This window comes from Bradyrhizobium zhanjiangense (genome assembly GCF_004114935.1).
GTDB classification, from domain to species: domain Bacteria; phylum Pseudomonadota; class Alphaproteobacteria; order Rhizobiales; family Xanthobacteraceae; genus Bradyrhizobium; species Bradyrhizobium zhanjiangense.
In genome coordinates this window covers 3586651-3608530 of record NZ_CP022221.1, presented here as the reverse complement: position 1 = coordinate 3608530, position 21880 = coordinate 3586651, and the positions used below count along the sequence as shown (strand labels likewise).

Here is a 21880-nt window from a genome sequence, read left to right as displayed (position 1 = left end):
TTGGCCAGGTCTTCAACTGTGGATTGCCGTCTTATTGTCGTGGTTCAGATGCGATATGAGCTAATTCTGCTGGACCGGCGATCTCCCTGGCTCGGCCCCTGCCCGTTGACCGATTTGCGAGCCTTCCAGTAGGGCACGATGTGCGGAATCGCCGGATTTCTCGCGGACCCCAGCAGTCGGACGTCGGTCGACCAGCTAAAATCCGTCGCTGGCGCCATGGACGTCAGCCTGGAACATCGCGGTCCCGACGACCACGGCATATGGGTCGATGCCGAAGCCGGTGTTGCCCTTGTTCACCGCCGCCTATCGATCCTGGATCTTTCGCCCGCCGGACACCAGCCCATGCACTCGGCCGATGGCCGCTTCGTGATGGTCTACAATGGCGAGGTCTACAGCCACCTTCCAATCCGAGCCGAGATCGAAGCGACCGGCCACCGTTTCCGCGGACACTCGGACACGGAGGTCCTGCTCGAATCATTCGCGCGATACGGAATCCGCGCCACGGCTGACCGACTGATCGGCATGTTTGCGATCGCGATCTGGGACAGGCAACAGCGAACCCTGAAGCTCATCCGCGATCGCCTCGGCATCAAACCGATCTATTGGGCGAAGATCGGCGGGCTGTTCATGTTCGGCTCGGAGCTCAAGGCCCTGCGCCAGCATCCGGGATGGACGCCGCGGATCGAACCGGCGGCGGTCGCCTCGTTCATGCGGCATAACTACATCCCGGCTCCGCACACCATCTATCGGGATGTCCACAAACTCGAGCCGGGGACCATTCTGACCCTGGAATTCGGCCGCGAACCACAAATTGAGAAATTCTGGGATGCCCGGCAGGTGGCTCTCGACGGGCTGAGCAATCCGCTCTCCGGAGACGAGGCATCGCTGGTCGAACAACTCGAGACGCTTCTTGTCGATGCCGTCCGCAAGCGGACGATGGCGGACGTGCCGCTCGGCGCATTCCTTTCCGGCGGAATCGATTCATCGACCGTCGTCGCGTTGATGAAGGCCGCAAACGTCGGACCGGTAAAGACGTTCTCGATCGGCTTTGAGCAAAAGGCCTATAACGAGGCGCCTCATGCCGCTGCGATCGCCAAGCATCTCGGGACGGAGCACACCGAACTCATCGCAACCTCGCAGCAAGCGCTCGAGGTCGTACCGAAGCTTTCCGAAATCTTCGACGAGCCGTTCGCTGACTCGTCACAGATTCCGACCTACTTGGTTTCAGCGATGACACGCAAGCACGTCACCGTCGCACTTTCGGGCGATGGCGGCGACGAACTCTTCTCGGGCTACAATCGATATCAGCTGACCCGGCGTTCCTGGAGGATGCTTTCGCTGGTGCCAGCCCCCGCGCGAAAGGCACTCGCAGCGGGTCTGACTTCGGTAAGCTCGGAGCGATGGAACGCGATTTTCGACTACCTTCCGGAGCACAGCTATCCGCGACTGCCCGGCGACAAGATTCATAAATTCGCGAATGTGCTCGGGTTGAACGATGCCGATGAACTGTACAGAAAGCTGATCAGCCATTGGGACCCGAGTCGCATCGCGCCTGGCCTATCGGAAGCTCGTAGGATATTGTGGGACAACACCGTAAGAACTGATTTTCCGAATTTGCTCGATCGAATGCAATTCCTCGATTTGGTGACGTATCTTCCTGACGATATTCTAACAAAGGTTGATCGTACGAGCATGGCAGTCGCTCTTGAAGCGAGAGTGCCACTTCTCGATCACCGCGTTGTGGAAATGGCCTGGCGGCTCCCGCACTCCGTCAAAATCCGGCGCGGCGTCAGCAAATGGCTGTTACGTCAGGTTCTGTACCGTCACGTTCCAAGAAATCTCGTCGAACGTCCAAAGATGGGCTTTGCCGTTCCACTCGACGAATGGTTACGTGGGCCGTTGCGACAATGGGCAGAAAATCTGCTTTCCGAGAAACGGCTGCGCGAGACGGATTTGTTCGACGTCGCGCTCATTCGCCGGCACTGGACCGAGCATCTGTCGCGCAAGCGCAATTGGCCATACGCACTCTGGGGCGTTTTGATGTTCGAAGCGTGGCGCGAACGGTGGGAATAGATTACTTCGAAAGCCGGATGCTCGGGATCTCGCCCGGAAGCTTGCCCTCCAGCAAGCTGCGATAAAGATCCTCATAGCGCGACACACAAGCGTCCAGGCTGAAGTTTTTTTCGGCCCGGTCTGCCGCCCTGGTGCCCATGCTGCCGCGCAATGCCTCATCCGCTGAAAGAAGAAGTATCGCCTCGCTCATCGCCTCAGGATCACGCGGCGGCACGATGAACCCGGTTTCTCCGTTGATATTCGCCTCGGGATTTCCTCCCACGTCGGTCGCGATCACTGGAAGTCCGGCCGCCATGCTCTCGAGGACAGCGTTCGAGAACCCCTCCTCGTGTGAGGACAGAACACTGACATCCGCCCCACACAGGAGATCGGGCACGTCGCTTCTTGAACCGAGAAAGAGGACGTTGTCATTTATGTTCAAATTCGCCGCTTGTTCGCGCAGCGTCGTGCCGATGCCGTCGTCTCGCCCCACCATCAATAGTCTCCAGCCGGTGGGCAAATGGGCGCGAGCCATCGAGAACGCCACCAGCAGATCCTGATGTCCTTTATAAGGGATGAGATTTGCCACCATAATGAAAACAAGCGCGCCTCGATCGATCTTGAGGGACGCACGCACGCCCTGCCGCACCGTCGAAGACTTTTGATAGCTAGCGAAATCAATGCCGTTATAGATCAGGCCCAGCCGATCCGCCCGGACGTTTTCGTCATCTCTCAGTTGACGCACGACGCTGTTCGAATTTCCCAGAATGGCCGTCATGTAGCGATGCAGCCCGCCCTCGATCGCAGAGCTAAAACGCATGTTGCGCTGGTAGTTGTTGAGGCTTCGTCGACTCATGATTCGAACGGGAACGCGGGCCAGAATCGACGCCGGTGCCCCCAGGATGTAAGCCCCGGGCAAGAAGAAATGAGCGATCGCCGGACGAAATCGGCGCATGACTCGAGAAAGCCAGAAGACCGTCTCAACGAGACGCACGAGGCTTCGTATCCGCGATGCACCGCCGGAACGCCGCGCGGCCGGACAGACGATCACCTCGAAGCCAGCCGCCTCCAGACCATCCGCGAGCTTGCCTCTTGCAGTCAGGCAACAGACGACCGGCTTCCATCGGGCGCGATCCAGTCTCGGGATGATTTGTGTCAGATGTCGCTCGGCTCCCCCGACATCGAGGGAGCCTATCACGTATATGATCGGGAGTTGGCTCATTGCCTGGAAATCAATGACGTCCTCGCCGTGACCGCGAGCGTCTTGTCGCGATCCTCATGCAACAGAGGACACCGCATCGTTCCGCTACGAATTTCGAACAAACAGGAACTCGGTATTTGCTTCGCCGGTCGCGATCTTATCGAGTTTGAAACCCATCTTCTCGACGAAATCGGTGGCGTCCTTGTCGTAGACGAACTCCATGGGCCAGCCGCCGAGCCAATCGCGGATGTCGGTGAATTTGTTCATGCCGCGCATTTTCTTGTACTCCCGCACCCGCCGCAGGAACGCGGGCAAATTCCGCGGATCTCTATACATTTCGAAACGCCAGACGTACCAACCGTCCATGAGCCTGCGCCGCAGCCAGCCGGAAGCAACGTATCGACGCTTCACATCAAGCCAGAATTCCGGGGTCGGATCCTTTTGCACATCAGCCGAGTAGAGTGCGATGTAGAACAGTCCCCCTGGCTTGACCCGGCTAGCTGCATTTTGGATCGCATGCCAAACCTCACCCGTGTGATGCAGCACCCCCCACGAATAAACCAGATCGTAGAGCGGCAATTTGGCGACGTATGCATCGTCAAGAACCGACCCCTGCTCCGCGGTCCAATTGGCAGGGTTGCCCGCTTGAGACTGGACAAATTTGCTGGCCCGGATTGAATCCGGATCATAGTCGAAACCATCCACCCGGGCTGCGCCAGCATCCAGCATGGCAATCGAATGGAGCCCGCTGCCGCAACCAATATCGAGAACCGTCAGGCCATTGAGATCGGAACGCCCCATGAACTGAAGGATATGACGCTTCGAAGTGTGAACCTTCTCCGCGTCAAAATTCTTCTGAATGAAGTCGTGCCAGTTCTTTCCGAACTCGAAGCGCTTCTCTTCTACCTGGTCCATAATTATCCTCTGGAAATCCGTTCAACCGTACACCGCGAGCGTTTCATCGATCGCACGCTGAACCCCGAAGCGCTTAAACGCGAACTCAGGACCATCTTTCGCCGCGGCTTCTAGCCAATGGCCGTCTCGCAAAAGGCGCACGATTTGGCAAGCACTCGATGCCGCGTCCCAGCCCTGAAGAACCCAGCCTGACTTGCCGTGATTGACAGCCTCTGGTGCGCCGCCGGCCGGCGTCGTCACTACGGGTACACCCAGGAACTGCGCTTCGACCAAAACGTTCGGAAGCCCCTCCGCACGGGAGGTCAGAAGCATCAGATCCATGCTGGCAATAGCGGCCATTGACTCCTTCAGATGTCCCGCGAAAAATACGGCCCCCGCCAAATCTTCGGCAGCAGCGCGGGCCTCCATGGCCGCGCGCAAAGGTCCATCTCCAACGATCAGAAAACGCACTTCGGGCAGATCTCGGCGGATGAGCGCTGCTATCTCCAGCCACAAAATGGGGCACTTTTCCTCGGTGAAGCGCATCACGGTCCCCACAACCAACGCGCCGGGTTCAATCCCGACACGCTGTCGGAGTTTGATACAATCCGCCTTGTACCCCGCCAGCTCAGACTCATCAAAGGCATATCCGTTGCGAACAACGCCGATCGAGTTCCTGGTCAATCCAAGCCACGCCTCGTAAGCCCTCGCACCGGCCGCACTATTGTTGATCATCTTGACGCCGGGCTGACGCGCGAGCCACCGGTAGCTTTCACGCATGTACGGCTGATGAAAAACGAAATTGATCGGTGGCAGACTACGTTGCGATATGATGATTCTTGGAACGCCGGTCAGCACCGCTGCGATGCCCCCTTTAATGTTGACTTCGTCGAGCCAAAGGTGGGCGATCTCGGGTTGTTGCGCCGCCAATGTCTTCGCATAAAGAGTCACGTCGTCCCGCAGTTCAAACGGCAAGGTGTCAACGACGCACCGCAGCCTCGGATCGAGATTACCGTCAACTTCAGTACCGATTACACTAGCTTCAATATCCTGGGACTCCAGCTCCGGCAAAAAAAACCTGCTGACCGGAGAGGATAGATCAACACACGCAACGCGGATGTTTGGTTTCCTGCCATCACGAAGCCCCCGCGCCGTGACCACCAACTGGCGCTCCGCACCGCCCGGGCCAAGCGTTCCAATCATCATCGTCACGCCGCGCTGCCGTGCAATCGAGCTCCTCGCCCCCGGCACACCTTGCCTCTCCAACTGGAGACTGAACTGCCTCAGCGCGCGACGATACCGTCCATCGGGCATCGCCAGGACGAGCTCGAGGATTCGGCGCTCAACTCGCTCCACCATGCTGAGTTCCGCTGGATCACGCGCCAACAAAGGGCGACAGCGAGCCATCTTCGACCAAGCGAACAAGAACGCATTCTTGAACGTGACAGATTGAGGCCGACGCAGCGGGTACCGCCTGACAAATGCAATCGCTCGGTGTGGCAGATTGCGACGGACTGCTCCCACGAATGCCCTTGCCATGAATTTTGGACCTGCTGCAAACATGGAAACGGTCCACCCCGATGGCCGCCATGCAGCGTTGCCCTTCGATAAAGTCGTCTGCTCCTCCTTGGTCACGTCCTTCGCCCCCTAGACAATTGGCCTGGCTGGCCTTCGCTCAAGTGCTGCGATCATGACTTGTTCGATCCCGCTTGAGAAGAACGATGAATTCGGCACCGTCGTCGACCCAGTCGCTCGCTCACGATCGATATATCCAGGACGGGAGTTTGGCCGTAAACCATTGCAGCGCCCAGGATCGTTGCTGTCGATCTGTCTTCCCCGCAACGGGATCAGCCTCAACAACCGCGCTGTCAACCGCCGGACGGACCGCAATTCCATCACGAGCGGCAAGCATCCCGTCGGCCATGCGCTCTACGCTAAAGGAACTTTCGATGTGTTGCGGCGCCAGTTGCGCAGCTTTCCTTCTCCAACGCAAGTTGCGCAGCAACTCAACGATACTATCAGCCATAACCCGCGCCGTCGTATCGGGCTTGAATATCTGCCCCGTCTTGCCATCCAGCACAGCCTCCGGAGCACCTCCAGCAGAGGTCGTAGCTACGGGAACCCCAAGCGCCTGAGCTTCAAGAATAACGTTTGGAAGACCCTCGATACGGGACGCCAGAAAGAACAGGTCCATTGCCGCGATTGCGGCGGCTGGGCGCCGTTCCAGGTCGGCAAATATTAATGAGCCGGTCAGCCCAAGCTGTACGGCACGAGCGCGAACATCATCAAACCGCGCGCCATTGCCCACTAACAAGAAGCGCACATCCGGCATCTTCTCACGTATCATCGCAGCGACATCGAGCCAAAGGAATGGACGCTTCTCCGTCATCATTCTGAAGACACCGCCAACAATCAGCGTCTTCTCATCGATCCCCAACGTGGCTCGATACTGTCTTCTCAAGACCGCCGTTTCAGCATTATTGTCGAGGTCAATTCCGTTGTGAACGACCTTGATCGCACGCTCCGGGAGCTCCAGCCACTCGGCGTACGCTCGCGCTCCAGCATGGCTGTTATTTAGCATCTGCAACCTCGGTTGCTTTGCCAAGAACCGATAACAATCACGATGGTATCCGTGATAGTAAGGGAAATGGTAGGATGGCATATTCCGAAAGCAGAGCAATATTCGGGGAATCTGCAGTACGGTCGCTGCAACGCCTCCTTTGATGCAAACCTCGTCCATCCACAGATACACTGTCTCAGGATTCACGTCGGAGAGAAGGTCGTAGTAGGCCCTTACGTCGGCGAGCTCGGGGGGCAACACTTCAAAAGGATCAGGATCCGCTATCTTCTCGGATCCGGACGGAGATTTCGCGGCAGAGAAGCCATCGATGACTCTGACGCCCGCCTTCTCCAGCCTGACTCTGAAGAAATTCTCGCGCTCTGTCGCCGGTGGATGGACGAGCGCCACAGCAACTGAATCCATCCCTCGCAATACGATCTGTTCGACCAAGGCAACCATTTGCCGTTCAGCGCCCCCCGGGCCCAACGAACCAATGATCATCAAGATTCCACTGCGATGCGGCGACGCCTTCGGCGCTATCGTGCTCGACATCGCTTGAGCAGCAAGAGTCTGAAAAGCCGTCAATTCCTTCTGATAGTCCGTCGCGCCCCCCTTCTGCCCGATGTACAGAAGTCGATTCCCCGCCCCGGCTTGAGTAGGCTTGTTCTGTCGCATGTCCTCAAGCCAATTCGGCAGAGGATCAACGATAGGCTTTCCACTCCAGAAGGCATCGTGCGGGACAAAGATATTGTCGTCGAATCCCACTTGATGCGTAACCACTTCATCGAAACCGAATCGAGAAAGCAGCGTCCTGAGCGACGATTGATCTAGTGAGCGGACGTGCTGCCAACGGTGGAACAGCAGGTTGCTGACCGGGCAGTACGCCATGTCCAAATCGAGGTCTTCGTTGTTAGGAGTCGTGACGACCAACAAACCTCCGGGACGCACAAAACGCGCAAGACGATCGAGCGTGACGTCCAAGACTTCTTCCAGAACATGCTCGATGACCTCGGACATGATCACGACATCAAAAGTCTCCGTCGATTCATCGCCCACAACGCCCAGGAATCCATCGAAATTCTCCAGCGCACGCTGCAGATTTGCCGCGCGCCCTTTCGACGGCTCGTATCCTGCCACGGTAAGGCCCCGCTGCGCCATGAAGCGAAGAAGGTGACCATCGCCGGCACCGAAATCGAGAATGCGTCCGCACTTTGGCAGTATGTGATCGATTGCCGTAATGACGCTACGGCCCCCAAGCTTCGCGAAACTGAGTTCGGTCAGTCGGGTCTGCCCCACATTGTCCCAGAACTGATTGACCAGTTCAGGAGTCCACTTCAAGCGTTCCGCAGCCATCTCAGAGCTTTCTCACTATTGTACGAAGCAGCTAAGCCCCATCCTACTGCTTAATCGTGAAGGCCTGCCCGGTTGGCAAGAGCGCGAGGTTCTCGGCCTTCGATTCGAAGAATTCGTCAGCTGCTTTTTTCGCACCCGGGCATGATTTGAACCCATGGTCATCAAGCAGAATAATGCCACCCGCCACCATACGAGGGTAAAAGAACTGCAGTGAGTCGAGCGTGGGCTGGTAGAGATCAACGTCTATGTGCACAAAACGAAACCGGCAGTCGGCCGCCTCCGCAAATCGCGTGGGAATCCAACCTTTGTAAATCCGATAGTTGTCGAACTCCCGCAAGCTCTGCGTCAACTCATCTTCCGCCGCGGTCAGAGAGCCCTTCCGCCAGTATGTGCCATCAACGGAAGCTGGCTCGGACAAACCCTCGAAACTGTCGAAGAGATGAATGGACATCGGCATCTTTCTGAAGGCTTGGCACAGCAAGTAGGCCGTAGCGCCCCTGTATGTGCCGCATTCCGCGGCATCGCCGTCGAGATGAAGCACGAGTTTCAGCAATTCATTCATCGCATATTTGCGATCAAGCGAATGCCAGTTTCCTACATCCATGAACCTCATGTAGTAGGCAAGAAATGCATCATCCTCGAGGAATACCCGAGCAAACTCGGAGAACTTGAACTTCGGATAGATAGCTGTCGTGAGCGCCTCAGCCGAGAGATAGCGCTCGAATTCTGAGGATTGAGACTCCAGCCCGCGCTTCAAGACAGTAAGAAGCTGAACAGCCTTGTCCGGCGCAAGGCTCTCGATCTCCGCCGCCAGCCGAGCAGCATCAGAGCTGTAGCCGGGAGCCGGAGCGGGTTGCACGGTAGCGTCGCTCTCGGTCCTCGCGCGCGTCCCTAGCAATGGCGCCATTATTCGCTTCAACATCCTCCGACAGCTCCGCTTACCCGATCGACATCTTCACGTTCAGAGAAGATCACCAACTCGCTCTCGAGATTGACCAAGGACGTCGTGAAAGCCCCTTGGGGGCCAACGACTCGGAATTGGACGGCATGCTCTACGAAATCGATTTTCGTACCATCATGGAGATGTGCCGCGCCGAGCGTCAAAAAGAAGTCGCCCGCGGCCAACCACATCTTGCAATCGCACGCTATTGTCAGAACGTCGCCAGCGCGGGCTCGCCACGCTACGCCATGGCTGGTAAGGTTGGTTGCCCCCCATACGACAGTTCCCCTGCGGTCCTTAATTGCAAAACCACAGGATAATGCCGGAATCTCCGCGTCACATCGTAACCGCATCGAAAAGCGATAGTTACTTCCACTGTTGAGGAGCGTTGCGCGTCGCCCCTGCTCATCGAACACCCCCCAATCGAGCAGGTGCCCCTCACCCGATCCATATCGAATCTTTGGCGCGACCTCTTCAGCTGGCAGGTCGGAAGCGCCCGCATTCTCGACGGCTATTTGACTGATTGCGTTCTCCAGCCCTGGAGACGCGTCTTCGGCGCCGATCGCCGTGCTCGCCTCCGACTTGCCAAACAGCAGATTGTGATAGACTACCGATATCGGCCCGGCCTCTCCTTCCGCGAAGACTCGCCCACCTTCCAGGATCAGGGCGCGATCGCAGAAAGTCGTGATCGTGTTGGTGTCATGGGATACGAGCAATATCGTCGCGTTCCTCTGCTTCAGCCGCTGGATCCAGCCGAAGCACTTCATCTGAAAACGCGCATCGCCAACCGATAAGGCTTCGTCAACTATCAGGATATCAGGCTCGACGCTGATCGCCGTGGCGAACGTGAGGCGCGCCTGCATGCCGGTGGAATAGGTCTTGAACGGCTGGTCGATCACGTCCCGCAACTCGCTAAATTCGATGATCGAATCGAGCTTGCGTTCGATTTCCGCCTTGGGCATGCCGAGGCACAGGCCGCCCATGAAAATGTTCTCTCGTCCAGTGTAGTCCGGGTGAAAACCAGTTCCGAGCTCGAGGATGGCGGTAATCCGGCCGTTGACGTCCAGATCACCCGACGAGCGCTCGAGTGTTCCGGCGATGATCTTGAGCAACGTCGATTTACCGGCGCCATTGCGCCCGAGAATTCCGACGATCTCGCCGCGCTTGAGATCGAGATCGACGGCCTGAAGAGCCACCCGCTCAGTGTGGCGTGGAACGCGGCGAATGATTTCCACGAGCGGGTCAATTGCATGCGCATAGACGCGGTAGGCCTTTCGCAGCCCGCGGGCACGGATGGCGATTTCGGTTCCGGTCATAGCGCGTCCCCAAAGCCGTGTTTCATGCGGGAAAACACCACGTAGCCAATTAGCAGACAGGAAATCGCGCCCAGGGGAAAAACAATCCAAGCCGCCGGATGTTGAAAGGCTCCGAAATAGAGCGCGTCCTGCCAACACCAGACCTGATAGCTGAACGGATTAAGATGAAAGACCCAATTCATCCAGCTCGGCGTTGCATACGGGTTGAACAAAATGGGCTGCGCGAACAGATTGACCGTGCAGAAGATAGTCACGATGTCTCGCAAATCGCGAAAGAAGATGCCGAGGGCGGACAGCATGAGAGCGACGCCGGTCATCGCAATAAGCTGTATCGCAATCAAGATCGGGACAGTCAGAACCATGAAGGTCAGAGTCCCGTCAATCGCAGCGTACCCAATCGTGAACAAGAGCGCGATTGAGTATGGGAGCGCTGAAGCGATCGCAGTCTTGACCGGCAATACCACAACCGGAAAAATGATCTGCTTCACGAGGCTTGCATGAGCGGTCAATATCGTGGTGGATCGCGCTAGCAAATCCTGAAAGGCCAGCCACGAGACTATTCCGATCAAGACATTGACGGCAAAGTCGGGATGTCCGCTGCTGCCGCCTACGCGGGTCGGGAATACATATGCGAACAGGAGCGAGTACATCAGCATGAGCAGCAGCGGATGGCCATAAGCCCACAGCGCGCCTAGTAGCTGCCCCGTGTGACGATCACGCAACTCACGCTTTACGAGCTCGGCCACGAGCTCGCGGTGTCCGTACACCGAGCCAAGAAGTGACGGCGCCGCTATCACAGCGAGACCTCCGGATTAGCTGACAGCCACGCCTGCGCCATCAAGACATTCCACAACGGATAAGCCCAATTCGCGCCAGCCAGATGCGCTTGCCATCGCTCTCGGATCGGTGCTGGAGAGAACAATTCCTGGTCCTTCAGTCTTTTCTCGGCCAACAATTCTTCCGCCCAGCCCCTCAGCGGCCCTCTCAGCCACTCCGCCAGCGGCACCCCAAATCCCATCTTTGGACGGTCAAGCAGTGCAGGCGGGACACGGCGATAGAGGACCTCGCGCAACGCCCATTTGGCAACGCCATCGCGATACTTCATATGCCTGGGAAGGGTCCAGGAAAATTCCACGACGCGGTGGTCCAGTAGCGGAACCCTCGCTTCGAGCCCAACTATCATGCTCGCGCGATCGACCTTCGTCAGAATATCGTCAGGCAGATAGGTGAGAGTGTCGATAAGCATCATCCGGTCGAGAAAGTTCGGAACGCCGCTCCGAAGTCGCTTGTCCCAAAGCACACCCTTGGTCTCCGAGGCTCCGATCACCAGATCGTCCGGACTGTGCCAATGGCTCAGTATCCCGCGATAGAGCGTGTCCGGATCATCGGCTAGAATAGCTGGGGCGTACCGTTCAACCTTCGAACCAAGACCATTTATCCGCCAGCGGGCCGGCAGCACCTGGCCAATCTGATCCAAGGCACGCGTTGGGACCGCACGGAGACCTCGAGCCAGCACACTGCGCAAAGCCGCGGTGGCGGGCCTGGCGGCCTTTCGCATGTCAAGTGCATGGGAATAGCGGGAGTATCCCGCAAACAATTCATCACCACCATCTCCTGAAAGAACGACCTTAACATGCTGGCGGGTCAGCTCGCACACCAAGGCCGTCGGCAGCTGAGAGGAATCTGCGAACGGTTCGTCGTACCATTGCGGCAGATGTTCAACCATGTCCAAGGCATGCGAGGCATCGGCATACAATTCGGTGTGGTCAGTCCCGATATGACGCGCGACCTCGCGCGCAAAGGGCGCCTCGTCAAAACCCTTCTCCGCAAAACCGATCGAGAATGTATTGATCTTTCGATCTGCGGTCTCTGCCATCAGTGCAGTCACAAGCGAGGAGTCTATCCCCCCCGACAACAGCGAACCAATCGGCACATCGGCAACCAACCGGCGCCTCACTGCGTCGGAGAGCAAAGCATCAAGGCGATTGATCGCGTCAGCCTCGTCGATTTTTGATTTGCTCCCCACCGACTTCTCAACGAGGCCTCGGAGATTCCAGAAGCGCTCAATCGAAACTTCGCCGCCAACCCCTGTCTTGAGCATGGTGCCGGGTTCGAGCTTGTAGGTATCCTTATAGATCGTAAAAGGCGCCGGGATATAATTGTGGCGCATGAACGAGCCCATCGCGTTGCGATCCAGGACCGGCGCCCAGCCCGGAACAGCGCGCAGCGCCTTCAATTCCGAGCCGAAAGTCAGCACTCCATCAATTACGCTCCAGTAAAGCGGCTTGATTCCAAGGCGGTCACGCAAAAGAACCAGCTCGCGCGTCTGCTTGTCATATAGCGCGATAGCGAACATGCCTATCAGGCGCGGCACGACATTTTCGATGCCCCATTCCGCGCAAGCCTCAAGAATGATCTCTGTATCCGAGTGACCTTTGAGCCGACGATTGGTCCGCTCAAGATCGGCCGCAATCTCATTATGCGAGTAAACCTCACCATTGTAGATTATGACGAACCGCCCACATCCCGATGTCATCGGTTGAGCGCCCGTAGGGGTCAGATCACGTATCGCCAGACGTCGGTGGCCGAGGCCCACACCTCGCTCATTGTCGAGCCATGTGCCTCTTGAATCCGGCCCACGATATGCGAGGCTATCCGTCATTTCGTCGAGGACACGCTGCGATAGAGGCCCTCGGCCGCCTTGCTGAAGCCGCAAGAAACCCGCAATGCCGCACATTACTTCGCCCCCCTCCCCTTGGCGGTAGATACAAACAGATCACCGAAAACAGCGCCGCCGCGCGGACTGCGCATTCGGTGGAGGATCGACAGATAGGACACGATGTTGGGATGACTGAGAACGAGCCACGTCTGCGGAATGATCAACATTGCAGGTACCACGCATCACTCCGAGCAAGAGCAAATGAGTTCAACAAACGTCGCCCCCAACCTGAAGCAGTGAATTTTCCAAGCAACCGCAGTCCGGGTGGACCTGAGACCAACGGAGCCCTCAATTTGCACGCGGCCGATTCATCCGCACACGTCAGACCACTTCACGCAGCCGACAGCCGAGCCGGCCTCGATCGAGACCCGAACCTTTCGTCCCAGCAGGTCAAGCAAGATCGCGACCCGATCTCGATCAACCAACCCATCGAATAATCCGAGACTCTCGGCAAAGGCCCCCGCGGATACGCGCACCTTCTCCAGTCGATTCGAACGAACAGGTAACGTGGGAACATTGGAACCATCTGATCGATCTTCCGGGCGTGACTCCGGCGCTTTAGATAGCGAGGCCGGTACGGTTCAAAGCCTTTGCACACCAGCTTGCGCGCCGCTTTCGCCTCGGCAATAACCTGCGTCTGGACGCATCAACAATGCTCATTGCGCTGCATCCTGACGCTCGGGAAGATTCAAGCCCAGCAAGCTTGGAGCAAGCACACGACATGGTCCGTAAAGGCGCACCGCTTCATCGAATGCCCTACTTGGATTGGCCACATCGGTGATCATCACAGCGTCAAATGGAATGGCAACACGATCGTAGCTAGAAACGACCTGGACCCCGACAAAGCGCGTGTCGCCTGCATGCTCATCAACAATTGCGACGATCGAGACACCACAATCGACGGCCGAAAGCATGGCGATTTCAGCCAGGTCCGACCTTCCGCAGAGCACCATATTCTGGAAATGCTGCGCCTTCGCCAATTGCAGGACTTGCGCACAATCGGCCTTGGCTTGACGAAAGAATGAGAAAGAGGACGATAGATATTCCACCGTCAGGCGAGATTTTTCAGCGAAGCCTTTCGGCGTCAGGTAATAGGCGTAGCGACGCGCCGGCGCCTGGCTTACTTTGACAAGGCCCTTCTTGATGCATCGCTTGAGGTAGGCGTTAACGAGGCCAAGCGCGATACCGAGCTCCTCCGCGATGCGGCGCTGCGATTGCGCGCCATCATCGACGGAATTAAGCAGGCTCAGGACGATCCTTTCGTCCTCGCCGCTGGGACCTGGCAATGCGCGATCCATTGAAACTCCCCTTCCGTTTCGGACTGATAGCGCGTTCACGCCGTGAACGTCAAGCCGTACGTTCATTCCGTGAACAAATCAATTACTTGATTTCGTTATTGAATTTATTGGGGCGAAAGATTGATGTAGAAGGCTTTCGGTCCGCCTGAATGCAAATACCCAGATTCTCCGGCTTACCGATAGCACTTGTTCGCGATCGAGCATCCACCACACTCCGCGGACATGATCGCACTGGCGCTCCCCGGAAATGGCTTTCCGCGACATTCCGGAACGCGCCGGCGGCAATACCGACTGACGATGATGCGCTCTTCTCATCCTGCTCCTGCATTCTGCCTTGAATCGAGCGGTCACCAGATCCGATTGGCGCCCAAGTTGATCATTGGAGCTGACGAAAATCAAAGCAGTCACATTGAAAATAGTGCTCGGCGGCAGCGCTGACGCTGCTCGGCAGCGCTCTTGGATCCACTCTGGTTGCACAACGGCGCCAATTCTTCTCACGCGCTGCAATATCCCGCCGGATGACGGCCCTCTTATCTTTTTCCAACGAGCCGGATGCGACCAGCGCATCTGCTCGAGATCCTTGCCCATCGAATCTCATGATGCTGCTCGCGAGCAACGTGGTTGCTGCCGCAGTGCTGGCGGCCGCGCATTATCCCGTATACGGTTGCCGCCATTCGCGACGATGGCGACGATGCTAATGGGCCCACCACTGCACCTGGCGGACTTGCGGCCCTACCCCCCTGCCTTCGAGACGAGACAGATTTCTTATGCCGGTTTCACCGGTGGCATCCGGACTCCCACGACCCTGATTCGATTGATTGATGATTTCCCAAGAAACCAAGCTGAACGGCCGCATCCTCTACATCGTAAACGAGGACTGGGCCTTCTTGCTCAATCGCCTCCCGATGGCCCGGGCAGCGCGTGACGCCGGCCTTGAGGTACATGTGGCGACCAATGTGAGTAGCGCAGCCTCCTCGATTGAAGCCGAGAACTTCGTCCTTCACCGGATTCCGTTCCAACGGGGTCAACGAGCTTTGCTAACGGCCGCCGCCGCGCTGAAAGCGATCCGAGAGGTGGAACGCGCGATCAAGCCGAGTATCGTGCACCATTCCGGTGTGCAATGCTGCGTCTTTGGCTCGCTGGCTGCTCTCGACCAAACATTTCCTGTCGTCAATGCGATCACCGGGCTCGGCTATATCTTCACGTCTTCGAGCTCGCAGTCGCGCATGTTGAAGCGTGTCCTGACCCGACTACTGCCTTGGCTACTCAACCGGGATCGCAGTTACACTATCGTGCAAAACATCGACGACCGCGAAGCGCTTCTGGCGCTCGGCGCTAAATCCGGCCGCATGACATTGATCCCGGGATCTGGGGTGGACGATGAATCATTGCAGCCGCTTCCTGAGCCGGATGGCCCGATCACGATTGGATTCGCAGGACGGCTGCTGGTCGACAAAGGCATCCGCACGCTCGTTCGCGCCTATGATCTGCTGCGCGATCAAGGACACGATATCAAACTCATCATTGCAGGAAATCCTGACCCCGCCAATCCATCGTCGGTGTCCCACGAAGAGATCGAAGCCTGGATCGCGCGGCCAGGCATCACGTGGCTCGGGCACATCGACAACATCGTCTCCTTGTGGCGCGACGCACATATCGCAGTATTGCCTTCATATCGAGAAGGCCTTCCGGGTGCGTTGATGGAAGCGGCCGCGTGCGGCAGACCCCTGATTGCAACGGACACTCCCGGCTGCCGGGAGATCGTGCTCACCAACCAAACCGGCCTATTGGTGCCTCTTGAGGATCCCGCAGCTCTGGCAAGAGCAATTCTGCGGCTTGCTGAATCGCCAGTGCTGCGAGCAAGCTACGGCGCGACGGCAAGACGACTCGTGTCGGAGCGATTCTCTGCAAGAATCATCGGTCACGCGATAACTCGGCTCTATGGCGACATATTAGCGCATGGCGCGATATCGTTGGCAACTTCGAACGCACAATCAGACCCGCACGCGCCATCTCGCTGATCGCGGTCCACTGAGCAACGACATTACGCAGCTGCCGATGCCGCCACCAATCTCTAGGATCACTTACCTGGGGCATGCCCATGGGTGCGCCAGCCGAAGGAAATCTCTGAAATCAAGACACATGGCACGTTGGCTGGGGTTAGACGCCTCGCACCTCGTTCCATAAGTAGCGACTTGTCAAGCCGTTTTCCCGGGTATCTACAGGACAACGCAACCGAGAGTTCCGCTCGTAAACTGGCTTCGGCTTACGCGAATCTTGGGCGCCCTGTCAGGACTGTGGACCACAGATTCCTTGAGCAAATACGTGCGATGACAGGAAAGCCAGGCGGACGGACCAGAATCACGGTCTACGCGTCCACGGCATTGGCTTGAAGTTGTGGCGGCTGTTAAGATGAACTGACCCTGTCGCGCCGAAGCGGCCGCCTAGGTCGCTCCTGCATCATGCTCAAAATGCTCCGCATCCACGCATTAGACCAACGAAAATACGGCGAACGATTCATGGCAATTTGTCGTTTCTCTGAGCCAACATGGACTTGCTCAGTGGCTTTAAGCGAGTCGAGTACCAGGTGCAGCTCCGCCGAGCTCATCATCTGCCATGTACGATCTGCATCGGGACGAGCCGCATGAATACGAATGAGATCGCGATAGCAGGCAAGACTTCGACCCGCGTGAGCTTGGGCGTATTGATCGGCTTCCATATCGTCGCCTGCTGCGTTTCGCTCGCCTATCTCAGCCGCGGCTACGGCAGCTACCACATCTACTATGATCCTGCATTGCTCCACGTCGCGATCGCAACGATCGCCTCGTTTGCCATTCTCTCCTACCTTTTCCTCCTCGCTCCGTTCAGCTTTGGGTACTTTCTCGGCTTCTATTTCTATACGATGATCGTTGGATACCTCTGGCTAAATTGCTTCTCCCGCTTTGAGTACAATCACTGGCTCAGCGGAGTCTCTGCCGTCGGATCAACGATAGCGTTCCTGGTCCCATCACTGTTCGTGACGTCACCCGTCCAACGAAGGTTCACGATCGGCGAAGCAATCTTCCAGCGCGCGCCCACAATTATCCTAGCACTCGGCGCCATCACGATCCTGATAGCGGCAAGCTATAGCTTCAAGATCGTCTCACTGGATGAAATGTATGACTTCCGTAAGAAGATCAACATACCTTCCCCGCTCATCTACTGCATTGGAGTCACTTCGAATGCGTTGTTACCTTTCGCCTTTGCATGCTTTGTCGAGCGGCGAAATTACTGGCGAGCCGGCTTAACGCTTGTTCTGTTGCTGCTGTTCTACCCGATCACCCTCAACAAGATCGCTTTCTTCACGCCGACATGGCTTCTGGTCATGGCTGTACTGACGCGCCTACTCGATTGTCGGATTACGGTTGTCGTCTCGCTGTTCGTGCCACTCGTTGTCGGCGTCGTCCTGTACGCCGTCCTCGGCATGCGCGACACGCGCTACCTCGACATCGTCAATCTTCGGATGATCGCTACGCCTTCAAATGCGATGGATATCTACAACGATTTTTTCTTTAATCACCCTCTCACTTCCTTTTGCCAGGTTACATTTATCAAAGCCCTCGTCCCGTGTCCCTATGCTGGTCAATTGGGCGAAGTCATGCAGGAGGCATACGCCCTCGGTAATTTCAATGCCTCCCTTTTCGCCACTGAAGGGATCGCATCGGTCGGACCTCTCCTGGCGCCGATCCCAGTTTTTGTTTGCGGACTTGTAATCGCACTTGCCAATCGATTTTCTTCGGGCCTCCCTCCGCGCTTCATCTTCATATCGGGTTCGATCTTTCCTCAGATCCTGTTGAATGTCCCATTGACAACAACTCTGCTTTCGCACGGCGCAGCCGTTCTTTTCCTGCTATGGTACCTGACGCCGCGCTCACTTTTTGCGTCACAGAGCGAAAGCCCACTCCAGCCGTCGTCGATAGGAGGACCCGAAGGGCGGCTCGCATGACCATCAAACATTCGATGTTGGTTACTGATTGCGCCAAAAGCGAGCCGCTACAGCATTCAAGCCCAGTCTAACCTACATCCTGATTTGCGAGCGGGACACAACATGTCGAAACAATTTCAGCGAAGGCTCATTGTCGCGAGCATTGGTGCAGCGATCTTATACATCCCCGTCGCGCTCTATCTGGATACATTGCCGCCTTGGCGCAACCCGGATCCGGGAATGATCTATCCGCCTTTCAAGCATTTTGGCGGCAATGCTTGGCAATATCTAACGCTGATCCCTGGTTCGATTTCTGACACCAATGATGCACCAAATCGATCTCGACTCGAGTTGACCGAAGACCGTCGCCCTCTCGGACCAGCTCATAGCGAGCACGCAGACATCGTCGAGAAGGGAAACGGACAATATTCCTATTGGCAGTCGTCTTTGATTTTCTCGACCAGCGACAACAGCGACCCAAATACCAACGGGCGCGCCTACCGCGTTATTGATCCAAGCGCCAAAGATCCGTTCGCATCGCTCCGGGCTCCTCATCGTCCAAGTTTGTTGAGCCGGCTGTTCCCCTCCCGGTTCGACCACTGAACCACTCGGTCCTTCAGCTCACAAGGTTCGTCGCAAAGCATCCGAAAAACTTGCTGCGAACGCACGGACACTGTCGTCCTGATACGGAACAATGTCTCGCACCGTCGGCGGGTTATTCATCTTCGAAACCTGCATCAGGTGCTCCGCCAGCGCGGCGGGATCATCAACGCCGAAGTAGCGTGCGCCGCCTGCGGTCTGCTCGCGGTGTACATCGATGTCCGACAGGATCATTGGAACGCCGAACGATTTCGCCTCTTCAACGGTCGTGCTCCATCCCTCGAAGCGCGACGGATTGAGCAGCGCCGTCGAAGCGCGCAACAGCGCGTAGACGTGCGGCAACGGGATAACACCGAGGTGACGAAAGTACGTTGCGAGGCCGCGCTTTTGGATCTCCGAAGTGACCTGGTCGTAGTAGCCAGGCTCGCGCCGATCCTCCGTGCTGCCTGATGCACAGACGACCACGTTGACTCCGCGACTTTTCAGGATCGCCAAGGCGTCGACGACCAGCCGGTGGTTCTTGTGGCGGTAGAACTGATTGGGCAGATAGAAATAGTTCGCCGGCAGATTATACGTCGCGATCACTTCCAACGGGTCCGTATTCAAGAACGTCTCTGGCGGCTGGGTCGCAAAACGAACGACGCTGACCCGATTTCCGGCACGCGGATAGTAAGCCCTGAAATCGCGCAACGCGCTCTCGCTACTCAGCATGATGGTTCGTCCAGATGCGATCTGGACGCGAAAGCCGATCTCGCGCCGCCAGCGCGCCGGCGTTGGAAACAGCTGAGGCAGGGAACGATGTTGCAGATCCGGAATCCATGCCACCGCTGGGATAGTCAGCCGCCAGCCGAAAAAGCGGGCCGCTTCGACGACAACATCGACGCGCGCGGACTGAAACGCCGCCGCGGCTCCGCGGTCGAGACCAAGCCCGAGCGCCGCAGCCAAGCCTGGCTGTCCATCGAATGCCTCCGATCGGACGATCTCGACACCTGGTACGGCGGCAAGCTCCGCGAGTTCATTCTCTTCGGCCCTGGTCCCGGCAAAGACGACCGGAACGAGCTCGCCGGGCAGAAACCGGGCGAGCGCCGCGAACAGATTGCACTGATAATTGAACCCGCCGGCCCAAACTCGTCGCGAAATGTGACTGAACGCGAACCGCAATAGGCGCGGCGTCACGAAGCCTGCTCCTTGAACCAGGTCACGTAATCGGCAAGCCCCTGGTCGAGCGGAATGCGCCATTTGAATCCGATCTGGCGCAGCATCGCATCGTCGGCCAACAGGCTCGCGGGATCGCCGGGCCGGCTCACGCCGGAGTGTCGCACTTTTGTGTTGCTGCCCCACCGCCGGATGAGGCTGGCCGCGATATCGGAAACGCTCGTTCCCCGGCCCGATCCGCCATTGATGACACGAAAACTCGCCTGCGGCGATGGCGGTTCGGCGATCCTTGCGAGCAGCCTCGCGACATCGCGAACGTCGGTCCAGTCGCGGATTTCAATGCCCGTCCCGCCAAGGGTGAGCAACTGCTCCTTGGCCTGCAGCCGCGAGCAGATGTCCCAGAGCAACTGCTTGCGCAGATTGGGACCATAGACCGAGAACAGCCGCACGATGGTGCAGCGGATGCCAAACGACTGTGCGTAGCTGCGGCACAGCTGTTCCATCATGAACTTGTGCTGTCCGTAGGGCGACATCGGAGCCGGGGTGGCAGTTTCGGCGATCGGGCCGAAATGGTCGGCCCCATAAACCGCCGCACTCGACGTCGCGATCACCGCGCAGTTCGGCGCGGATCCTCGCAGCCATTCGAGCAGCCGCGCCGTGCTGGCCACGGTTCGCGAAAAATCCTCGAACGGGCGTTCAATCGATACTCCGACGGACGATCCGCCGGCCAGATGAAAGATATGCGTCGGCAACCCGTGCGCAGCCGCAAGCGCGTTGAGATTGGCCCCATCGATCTCACCGTTGATCGAGCTCTGCAGGCCAAGCCGCCGGGCTTCCGTCGCGTCAAGCGCCCCATGTCCGATGCCGTGCACCACATGGCCTACTCCGGCCAATTCATGGGCGAGATGGCGGCCGATGAACCCGTTCGCGCCTGTGATCCAGACGATCATCGCTCAGGCCTTGTGACAGACAAAGGAGTAGAGCCGGCCCGGGCGATTGTCGAAATGCTCGGCCATCGAGAGCAGCGAGCCGAACACCCGGCGTGACCCAAGCACGGTACGCCACAGCGGCGCCACAGGAATTTTTTGCGTCAACTTCGTCACGACCGCCGCTCGCAGCGTCTCCAACGTAAATGGAAACAGGTTGATCGGGCTCTGTAGCGGTGCCAGCGTGTCGATCGTGGAGAATCCTGCGGAGGTCAGCGCGCTGATGTAGCGATCGAGCAGGAAGGCATGCTCCCCTCCGTAAAGATGGTGCAGCGGATGCTGCGCCAGGAACTGCGGAAGATCTGCCTCCTTGCTGATGACGTGCTCGCGCGCGGAGATCAGCATGCCACCGGGCCGCAGTACGCGAAACATCTCACTGCATGCGCCCTCGAGATCGCGCGTGTGGTGCAGCACGGCGCGGGCGAAGACGAGATCGAACGTCGCATCGGCGAACGGCAGCCGCTCGGAAAACTCTTCGACCACTCGAATCGGCAGTTGCGTCTGCGCTGCCAGATCCCGGATCGCCCCCGCTCCCACGATCGCGCTCGGATCCGGCTCGAGCGCTCTCACGGCAAAGCCGCTCCGCGCGAGCGCGTAGCTCGCAATGCCGCGACCCGCACCCACATCAAGCGCGGTACCACACCGGCCTCCCAGTATCGCAGTGACGGCTTGCCACTCCGAGCTTCGGAAATAACGCTCGGCAGCGCCGACCAGCGGATCGTCGTAGAACGCGTCGAGCACAAGCCGGCGCTGGTCCGGCTGATTGCGCAGCCAGACCACCGCTTCCTCCCAGGTCGCGAATGCCTTCTCACCCGACATGCAAACTCGCTAATCTTGGCGAC

Annotated in this window: 18 protein-coding genes; 4 read left to right on the top strand and 14 right to left on the bottom strand. The window is 57.8% G+C overall.

Annotated features, from left to right (window positions below; genetic code table 11):
- Positions 1 to 138 precede the first annotated feature (138 nt).
- A complete protein-coding gene (asnB, locus tag XH85_RS16930) occupies positions 139 to 2073 on the top strand; it encodes an asparagine synthase (glutamine-hydrolyzing) (protein ID WP_128932701.1) in 1935 nt (644 codons plus the stop codon).
- A 1-nt stretch (position 2074) separates the two neighbouring features.
- On the opposite strand, the gene XH85_RS16925 is transcribed toward asnB (XH85_RS16930), so the two are convergent.
- From XH85_RS16925 to XH85_RS45930, 11 genes are all read right to left on the bottom strand, one after another.
- Entirely contained in the window at positions 2075 to 3274 is a 1200-nt protein-coding gene (locus XH85_RS16925; RefSeq protein WP_128932700.1) for a glycosyltransferase, read from the bottom strand.
- 84 nt (positions 3275 to 3358) lie between these two features.
- The gene (locus XH85_RS16920) at positions 3359 to 4168 is read right to left on the bottom strand and encodes a class I SAM-dependent methyltransferase (RefSeq protein WP_128932699.1); all 810 of its coding nucleotides are present in this window, start codon (positions 4166 to 4168) and stop codon (positions 3359 to 3361) included.
- Between the two features lie 21 nt (positions 4169 to 4189).
- Complete coding sequence (locus XH85_RS16915; RefSeq protein WP_245473476.1) at positions 4190 to 5353, bottom strand: glycosyltransferase; 1164 nt, start codon at positions 5351 to 5353, stop codon at positions 4190 to 4192.
- A gap of 550 nt (positions 5354 to 5903) precedes the next feature.
- Positions 5904 to 8060: a glycosyltransferase gene (locus tag XH85_RS16910; RefSeq protein WP_128932697.1), complete on the bottom strand. Its 2157-nt coding sequence runs from the start codon at positions 8058 to 8060 to the stop codon at positions 5904 to 5906.
- A 43-nt stretch (positions 8061 to 8103) separates the two neighbouring features.
- On the bottom strand, positions 8104 to 8967 hold the full coding sequence (locus tag XH85_RS16905; RefSeq protein WP_164940240.1) for a TylF/MycF/NovP-related O-methyltransferase: 864 nt from the start codon (positions 8965 to 8967) through the stop codon (positions 8104 to 8106).
- 8 nt (positions 8968 to 8975) lie between these two features.
- On the bottom strand, positions 8976 to 10316 hold the full coding sequence (locus tag XH85_RS16900) for an ABC transporter ATP-binding protein (protein ID WP_128932695.1): 1341 nt from the start codon (positions 10314 to 10316) through the stop codon (positions 8976 to 8978).
- Positions 10313 to 11062 carry an ABC transporter permease gene (locus tag XH85_RS16895; RefSeq protein WP_164940241.1) on the bottom strand — a complete coding sequence of 250 codons (750 nt, stop codon included), beginning with the start codon at positions 11060 to 11062 and terminating at the stop codon, positions 10313 to 10315. The genes XH85_RS16900 and XH85_RS16895 overlap by 4 nt, the downstream gene beginning before the upstream one ends.
- Positions 11063 to 11109: 47 nt before the next feature.
- Positions 11110 to 13053 carry an asparagine synthase (glutamine-hydrolyzing) gene (gene asnB, locus XH85_RS16890; RefSeq protein ID WP_128932693.1) on the bottom strand — a complete coding sequence of 648 codons (1944 nt, stop codon included), beginning with the start codon at positions 13051 to 13053 and terminating at the stop codon, positions 11110 to 11112.
- Positions 13054 to 13366: 313 nt separating this feature from the next.
- Positions 13367 to 13633 (bottom strand): hypothetical protein, encoded by a 267-nt coding sequence (locus XH85_RS47655; RefSeq protein ID WP_338025645.1) that lies wholly within the window; start codon positions 13631 to 13633, stop codon positions 13367 to 13369.
- Positions 13634 to 13691: 58 nt separating this feature from the next.
- A complete protein-coding gene (locus XH85_RS16880) occupies positions 13692 to 14333 on the bottom strand; it encodes a winged helix-turn-helix transcriptional regulator (protein ID WP_128932692.1) in 642 nt (213 codons plus the stop codon).
- A 78-nt stretch (positions 14334 to 14411) separates the two neighbouring features.
- Entirely contained in the window at positions 14412 to 14921 is a 510-nt protein-coding gene (locus XH85_RS45930) for a hypothetical protein (RefSeq protein ID WP_208758130.1), read from the bottom strand.
- A 233-nt stretch (positions 14922 to 15154) separates the two neighbouring features.
- Between XH85_RS45930 and XH85_RS16875 the strand changes: the two genes are divergently transcribed.
- From XH85_RS16875 to XH85_RS16865, 3 genes are all read left to right on the top strand, one after another.
- Positions 15155 to 16354 carry a glycosyltransferase family 4 protein gene (locus XH85_RS16875; RefSeq protein WP_128932691.1) on the top strand — a complete coding sequence of 400 codons (1200 nt, stop codon included), beginning with the start codon at positions 15155 to 15157 and terminating at the stop codon, positions 16352 to 16354.
- Positions 16355 to 16977: 623 nt separating this feature from the next.
- Positions 16978 to 18318, top strand: a complete 1341-nt coding sequence (locus tag XH85_RS16870) for a hypothetical protein (RefSeq protein WP_128932690.1) — start codon at positions 16978 to 16980, stop codon at positions 18316 to 18318.
- A gap of 102 nt (positions 18319 to 18420) precedes the next feature.
- On the top strand, positions 18421 to 18900 hold the full coding sequence (locus tag XH85_RS16865; RefSeq protein ID WP_128932689.1) for a hypothetical protein: 480 nt from the start codon (positions 18421 to 18423) through the stop codon (positions 18898 to 18900).
- Positions 18901 to 18918: 18 nt separating this feature from the next.
- Here the strand turns inward: XH85_RS16865 and XH85_RS16860 are convergent, their stop codons facing one another.
- Genes XH85_RS16860 through XH85_RS16850 form a run of 3 tightly spaced genes read right to left on the bottom strand, consistent with a single transcriptional unit; the run spans position 18919 to position 21857 of the window.
- Positions 18919 to 20058: a glycosyltransferase family 4 protein gene (locus XH85_RS16860; RefSeq protein ID WP_245474135.1), complete on the bottom strand. Its 1140-nt coding sequence runs from the start codon at positions 20056 to 20058 to the stop codon at positions 18919 to 18921.
- Between the two features lie 11 nt (positions 20059 to 20069).
- Positions 20070 to 21002, bottom strand: a complete 933-nt coding sequence (locus XH85_RS16855; protein WP_128932687.1) for an NAD-dependent epimerase/dehydratase family protein — start codon at positions 21000 to 21002, stop codon at positions 20070 to 20072.
- A gap of 3 nt (positions 21003 to 21005) precedes the next feature.
- Positions 21006 to 21857, bottom strand: a complete 852-nt coding sequence (locus XH85_RS16850) for a class I SAM-dependent methyltransferase (protein WP_128932686.1) — start codon at positions 21855 to 21857, stop codon at positions 21006 to 21008.
- Between the last annotated feature and the right edge of the window lie 23 nt (positions 21858 to 21880).